The organism is Nostoc sp. (genome assembly GCF_036916975.1).
In the GTDB taxonomy this organism is placed as follows: domain Bacteria; phylum Cyanobacteriota; class Cyanobacteriia; order Cyanobacteriales; family Nostocaceae; genus Nostoc.
In genome coordinates this window covers 123675-130782 of record NZ_JBALFF010000032.1, presented here as the reverse complement: position 1 = coordinate 130782, position 7108 = coordinate 123675, and the positions used below count along the sequence as shown (strand labels likewise).

At 40.6% G+C, this 7108-nt stretch carries 4 protein-coding genes; 3 read left to right on the top strand and 1 reads right to left on the bottom strand.

The genetic code is table 11. The features are described from left to right. Positions 1-270: 270 nt before the first annotated feature. Positions 271-1434 (bottom strand): choice-of-anchor tandem repeat GloVer-containing protein, encoded by a 1164-nt coding sequence (locus V7K73_RS06750; protein WP_334878317.1) that lies wholly within the window; start codon positions 1432-1434, stop codon positions 271-273. 1169 nt (positions 1435-2603) lie between these two features. Here V7K73_RS06750 and argC point away from each other — a divergent pair. The 3 genes from argC to V7K73_RS06735 all read left to right on the top strand — a co-directional run bounded on the left by argC (position 2604) and on the right by V7K73_RS06735 (position 6321). Then, the gene (gene argC / locus V7K73_RS06745) at positions 2604-3575 is read left to right on the top strand and encodes an N-acetyl-gamma-glutamyl-phosphate reductase (RefSeq protein ID WP_334878329.1); all 972 of its coding nucleotides are present in this window, start codon (positions 2604-2606) and stop codon (positions 3573-3575) included. A 1287-nt stretch (positions 3576-4862) separates the two neighbouring features. Then, on the top strand, positions 4863-5504 hold the full coding sequence (locus tag V7K73_RS06740; protein ID WP_334878315.1) for a hypothetical protein: 642 nt from the start codon (positions 4863-4865) through the stop codon (positions 5502-5504). A gap of 10 nt (positions 5505-5514) precedes the next feature. Continuing rightward, the gene (locus V7K73_RS06735; RefSeq protein WP_334878313.1) at positions 5515-6321 is read left to right on the top strand and encodes a pentapeptide repeat-containing protein; all 807 of its coding nucleotides are present in this window, start codon (positions 5515-5517) and stop codon (positions 6319-6321) included. Positions 6322-7108 lie beyond the last annotated feature (787 nt).

Below are 7108 nucleotides of genomic sequence, written 5' to 3'. Positions count from 1 at the left end.
ACTACGGTTCTCAACTTAAATCGCGTTTAAATTCTTATTTTTCTGAAAAAGATTCCTAAAAACTGCCGTAAAAATAGAATGAAATAGCCCTGCCTATCCCCCATCATATGGGATTCGGGGAACTAGAATTATGTCTCCCCTCTCCCAAATATGGGAGAGGGGCTGAGGGAAAAGATTTAAGCAGTAAACTTAACTATCTGAAAGTGGAAAAATCTACATTTTTCTAATCTACGTTCTACTAATTATTTGGCAGGTAGATTGTATTTGAGGCTATGGTGTAAATTTAAACACGGTTCCTTGTGCAGAAGCGCCACCAGTAGAGGTGGTACCGTAAAATGCACCATTAGCAAGTTGAATTAGCGTAGACTCTGGCGTTGCCCCATTCGTGCCATTAAAACTAAATAACAAAGTGATGGTTCCTCCAGTCAACCGATAGATGGCTCCTTTATTATTTGCACCACCTGTAGAAGTTGTACCGTAGAAGTTACCGTCGCTTCCTTTTGTGAGTGCAGCTGTGGGGTTAGCCCCATTGGTGCCATTAAAACTGGCAACTAAAACCGGTGTACCGCCACCGAGGGGAACCTTGAATATAGCTCCTTTATTACTGGCTCCACCTAGAGAAGTCGTGCCATAGATAAATTTATCAGATTCAATTAATCCAGCCTGAGGACTTTGCCCATTAGCACCACTAAAGCTATATGAAGTTATTACTCCTGCGGGAGTTAACTTAAATGCCACACCTTTATTAGCTGTTCCACCTGCTGAGGCGGTGCCATAGTAGTTTCCGTCACTAGCTAATTGCAACCTTGCTAATGGAGTTGCTCCATTAGTACCGTTAAAGTTGACTACGACAGTGGGGACACCACCAGTTAGCGGAATCTTAAATACAGTTCCTTTATTGTTTACCCCACCGGCAGAAGTTATCCCCACCAAGCTGCCATCGCTACCTGAAATCAATCTACCTGTTGGGTTGGCTCCACCAGTACCATTGAAATTCAAAAGAGTTGTCAAGTTTGTAAAAGTTGTTTTTTTCAACTGAAACAACGTACCTAAGTTATTTGTACCGCCTGTAAAGGTCGCACCATATAGATTGCCATCACTTGCCTGAAATAATCTAGCAAGTGGGTTAGTTCCATTGGTTCCAGTGAAGTTAACTAGTGTAGTCAGAGTATTAAAAGTAGAACCAGTTAATTTGAATGCTGTTCCTTTACTTTGCGAACCACCTGCGGAAGTGGTTCCATAAAGATTGCCATCCTTCCCTGCAAGTACACCTGCATTTGGGTTCGCTCCATTAGTACCGTTGAAATTTACAACGGTCGTTAATGTTTCTGCAAAGGCTTGTTGTAAGGGCAATACTAATGGAGATGCCAACACAGCCAGAGAAGTTAAAATCAATACGCTATTTTTGCTTTGACGTTGTTTGTACAGTTTCATCTTGTTCACTTAACTCCTACAAAAATTTACTCAGACACGAACCCGAAATGGGAGCATCCCAAATGTCCCATTCCCTTGATAGCCCTCATTCCCTAACCCCGAATCCCAAATATGGGATTAGGGGAACTAGAATTATGTCTCCCCTCTCCCAAATATGGGATTAGGGGAACTAGAATTATGTCTCCCCTCTCCCACCTGAAGGGAGAGGGGCTGGGGGTGAGGGAAAAGATTTAACCAAAATTGGGATGCTCCCCCCGAAATAAATCTTCAGCCTACTTTTTAAGAACTGCTCTGCCGAAGGTGGTTTCACTCTAGGCGTAGTCGCTGATTCGTTTTAATAAGGCTGGAGATTTATTTTTATGCATCTCCCTCAGACTGGACATAACAATTGTTGTATGGATGCAATCCACTATGGGGTGCAAGACGAATGGCACTCCTCAACAGATATGTATTCCATACAAGTGAAAACAGCTAGAATGGCTTGAACTAACGGATTTTGTACTACTTGATACCACAAATTAGTTGTGAAATCAGGTACTATAAATTCGTTATTTAAACTAGCTTTTAGTGAAAACTCAGCAGAAACTTTGGTATATCTTGGTCAGGAAGAATTTAGAAATTCTCTGGCCGCATATACCACAATGAGTGTATTTACACTTAAGTTAATTGCTGAAAATGAGAGCATTTATGATGTCGCTCAGTAACATAGCATACTGATTATTTTTTAGATGTCGTGATCAACACAAAAAATTTCAATTTAACTTTTACCTCTGCTATAGCAATCCGATTTTATTTTTGAAAAAAATAAGAGAGAATACCAGTTTGGGTGATACAATCAATTTTTGGTGTTTTCTAAAAATATTTGTTTTGACTTATAAAACTTATGCATTGACAAAAAACACTAAATATGAATAAGTTTAAAAACCAAATCTTTTGTAAGAGTACAGCAATGCTGTAGGGGTACAGCATGGTGGATTTGCGTAGTTTACCGCCGTAGGCATCGCACCATAATTAACAAAAGCCTGAAATAACCTATTTTAGTTAATGCACATCACGATACATTTGTATAGTGCGTAAGTCCTAACTTAATATAATTTATTAACTAGAGGTCAAGTAAGTATTAATCGGTCAAAATAATACTACTCACAGAGCGGGATGCTAGACGCATGATTACTAAACCTAAGATTTTTATTGATGGGGAATCGGGAACCACAGGCTTACAAATTTACTCGCGCCTCAATCAACGGGATGATATCGAGTTAGTTAGCATTGAAGCATCTAAACGTAGGGATGCAACTGAGCGAACTAAACTAATTAATGCCGTCGATGTTGTCATTCTCTGCCTACCTGATGATGCAGCCCGCGAAGCTGTTAGCTTAGTAAGTAGTACTACGGTTAAGATCCTTGATGCTAGTAGCGCCCATCGCACAGCTAATAACTGGGTATATGGTTTTCCTGAACTAAATCCAGGACAGCGAGAGAAAATCGCCTGCGCTCAGTATGTCAGCAATCCCGGCTGTTATCCCACAGGATTTTTAGCCTGTATCCGTCCGTTGATTGCCAAGGGAATTTTAAAGAGCAATTTTCCGATCACCGTTAATGCAGTGTCAGGTTACTCTGGTGGCGGAAAGAATCTGATCAAACAATACCATACCTTTCACGAACAGGAAACTGGAGCAGAGTCGCTTTATCCTTATGGTATCTACGGTTTGCAGTTTGGACATAAGCACGTCTTGGAAATGCATTATTACTCAGAATTAGCATCGCCGCCGCTATTCATACCCGCAGTAGGAGATTTTGAGCAAGGAATGCTGGTTCAGGTGCCTTTGCCGTTGGGGACTTTGGATAATCCACCATCAGGTGAGGTTATTCATCAAGTAATTGTTAACTATTACGAAAGTGAAAAATTCGTGCAGGTTGCTCCATACCAAGATTCTACACTACTGCGAGACGGAATATTTTTGGATGCGATTGCAATCAACGGCACTAATATTGTTCAAGTTTTTGTATTCGCCAATGACACCACCAAAGAAGCCTTGCTAGTTGCTCGTCTCGACAACTTGGGTAAAGGCGCATCGGGAGCCGCAATCCAAAACCTAAACATCATGCTAGGCTTTCCAGAAGAGTTGGGATTGTTATAAAAGAGCGTTAAGCAATAGGGAAAAAGCAATAGGGCTTTACTCCATGTTTAATGACTAATCGCTTGTGCAAGACAGTAATAACTTATTATGAGTGCGTAAATTGCTCATTTGAAAAAGCAAAAAGGCAAATTGAGAAATAAATCTGCCTTTTTGCTTGCTGAATCTACCGAAATGAATGCGCGATATACCGAAATGAGAAAGCAATCAAGCATTTTGAGAAAGCAATATGCCTTTTTACTTGCTGAATCTACTGAAATGAGAAAGCAATCAAGCATTTTGAGAAAGCAATATGCTTGAATGCTTGCTAAATCTACTGAAATGAGAAAGCAATATGCCCACTCTACAAAACTTTAATTCAATGGGGAGCATCCCGTTAGGTGCAAAAACTTTGTGTTTGCCCTCATCCCCTAACCCCGAATCCCATATTTGGGATTCGGGGAACTAGAATTATGCCTCCCCTCTCCCACCTGAAGGGAGAGGGGCTGGGGGTGAGGGAAAAGATTTAAGCTCTTATTGGGATGCTCCCATTCAATGTGCGATCGCGCCAACTCGCAAAGCATTAGGTAAGTCCTAAATAATTCCATATTTGGACGATAAACGGCTCTTGGCTCAAACATCTCGCGTATTGAATGTGTACAGATTGTGGTATGAAAATATGGTGGAGCGATCGCAACGGAATTTATGATTACCCTGCCAATCAAAGTTAATTTGCAAACAGTCAGTTATTTCCTTATTTGCACCTAAACCACTACTTGCCCACTTTGTCAATGTGTAAATTCTAGTGCTGTGAGTTTGATTGGCTGCGGTTTTGGCAGCATTTTGAAGATATCCGCAGAAGTCCAGTGGATTTTTTCCACTTCAATTTAGCTATTGGAATTTTTTGTAACATCAACTTTATCAGTAAATCAAGATCAGTTGGGCATTGCAGACAGCGATTTGTGTGTAATAAAGCTTGTACAATTGTCAAGGCGGTTTTTCCTGCCAGAATACTTCTCAGGCGTAAAATTTATCGACAGCAAAATTTTTCTACTTTGTGTTTTTCCATCCTTCAGTTGTGGCAAAACTGACAATTCAGGTCATGTGGAAAAGCCCACGAAAACCTAACGCCCTAAGCCCCTTACCGACATGGGAAGGGGGAAAATTCAAAGTCTCTCTCCTTAAAGGAAGAGAGAAATAGAAGTGAGGTTTCCCCGATAGCGTGAAAAGTCAGGTAGCAAAAATGCCCCAACTTAGGCGTTCATATCTTGCAATAGATAACTTTTACCCTTACGACTGGAGAGCAAAATCTTGGGAATAGAACTACGCAGTTTCGTATTTCTCGACAGCCTGCAACCTCAACATGCAGCATATATGGGAACAGTAGCTCAAGGCTTCTTACCATTACCAGGGGATACATCACTGTGGATTGAAATCTCTCCTGGTATTGAAATTAATAAAATTACGGATGTAGCCCTGAAAGCAGCCTCTGTCCGTCCGGGAGTACAGATAGTTGAACGACTGTACGGACTATTAGAAGTTCATTCTAGCTCCCAAGGTGAAACGCGAGCAGCTGGGCAAGCAATTTTGGCTGCATTGGGAGTCCGAAAAGACGAATGTCTCAAACCGCGTGTTGTTTCTAGCCAAATTATCCGCAACATCGATGCTTACCAAACACAACTTATTAATCGCACGCGACGAGGCCAGCTATTACTAGCAGGGCAAACGCTGTATGTATTAGAAGTGGAACCTGCTGCTTACGCTGCATTAGCTGCGAATGAAGCTGAGAAAGCCGCATCGATTAACATCCTTGAGGTTCAAGCTGTAGGTAGTTTTGGACGACTTTACTTAGGTGGACATGAAAGAGATATTCTAGCAGGTGCGGCCGGAGCATTAACGGCAATAGAAAGTGTAGCCGGTCGGGCAAATCCTCTGGGTATGCGTCAGGAGTAAAGGAGAGAACATGGCAAATCGAGAGCATCTAGCTTTACTCAAAGCAGGTGCAGTTACATGGATTGAGTGGAGAGAGAAAAATCCTCAGATAGAACCAGACCTCAGCGCCGCAAACCTGCAAGGGCATAACCTCAGAGGCGCAAATCTCCAGGGGGTAAATTTGAGCAAGGTGGATTTGGGTAATGCTTTACTCGTGCGAGCAAACCTCAGTGGTGCTGACCTGAGTAGTGCCAACCTTTACAAAGCCTTCCTTATTGAAGCTAACTTGAGTAATGCTAACTTCAGTGTTGCTAACTTGAGTGGTGCTATACTTACGCAGGCAGATTTGAGTTATGCTAATTTTATTGGAGCAGACTTGAGTGAGGCGAATCTTAGAGGCGCTGCGATCGCTCATGCTAATCTAATTGGAACCGACTTAAGAGGCGCTAACTTAATAGATGCCGATTTAGGCGCAGCAAAACTAATGCGGACTAATCTCTCTTTTGCCAACCTCATTGAAGCTAACTTGATTGCGGCTGACCTCAGCGAGGCGAATTTGTACCAGGCGGAAGTGTTGGGGGCTTATCTTTACAAAACTGAACTATACAAAGCTAATCTAAATAAGGCTCACCTCAGTGGTGCTTATCTGTTGCAGGCTAACTTAAGTGAAGCTAACTTAAGTGAAGCTGACTTGAGTTGGACTAACCTTAGAGGCGCAAATCTCAGAGGAGCAAATCTCAGACGAGCAAACCTCAGAGGAGCCGACATTAGGGGAGCTAACCTCAACGGCGTAAATCTTCAGGAGGCAATTATGCCTGACGCTTCAAAGCACCATTAATTAACAAAAAAAGTAATTTTGACGTAACGATTCATTTTTTGGACTTTAAACTAGTAGTCCACCAGAGCAACTTTGATGGATGAATAGGTTCGTAGTGAGTTAGTCGCTGAGAGGGGTTTCCCCCATGAGCGACTAACGAACCCCTTGGGTAAAGACTTTAGTCCTTGATTTGAGCGCCCAAGCGATCGCGTCTATTAACCTTCAATTTAGCACGATGGGTTTTGGGGCATTCCTTGCCAGAATAAGCTTTAATATTTAAAGTAAGCATATAAAATTTATGTAAAGCTTAAGTGTTATTAAGCTCAAAAACCTTCTTGACAATATATAAATTTAACTTATAGATTTAGAAATTAATTTCTTTAATAGAAAAATCTTGATTTTACAAAATAAAAACAATATTGAAACCTAACTTAACGTAAAAATTGCATCTATCTAAAAAATCTCCTAATTTTTTCTAAAAAAACAGTAGATTTCAAAAAAAAATTAAATAAAATTTATAAATATTTTTAACAGTATTAGAAATCCAAAAGATTACATTTTTAAGATTTGATAAAGAAGTTGACGTAACTTTTGGTTCATGCTAATTAAGTAATTACAGTGATTACAGCAATTACAGCTAAGTTAAATATGGGAAAATAATCAAAATTTATTTTGACTCAATTACTTAGGAACGTAGATTAAATAAAATGCAAAATTTTATCCTATATCTAGCTTCCCTCTCCTTTATAAGAAGAGGGATTGAGGGTGAGGTAAGCTAGGGACATAAATTTAGGACTTACGCATTAGG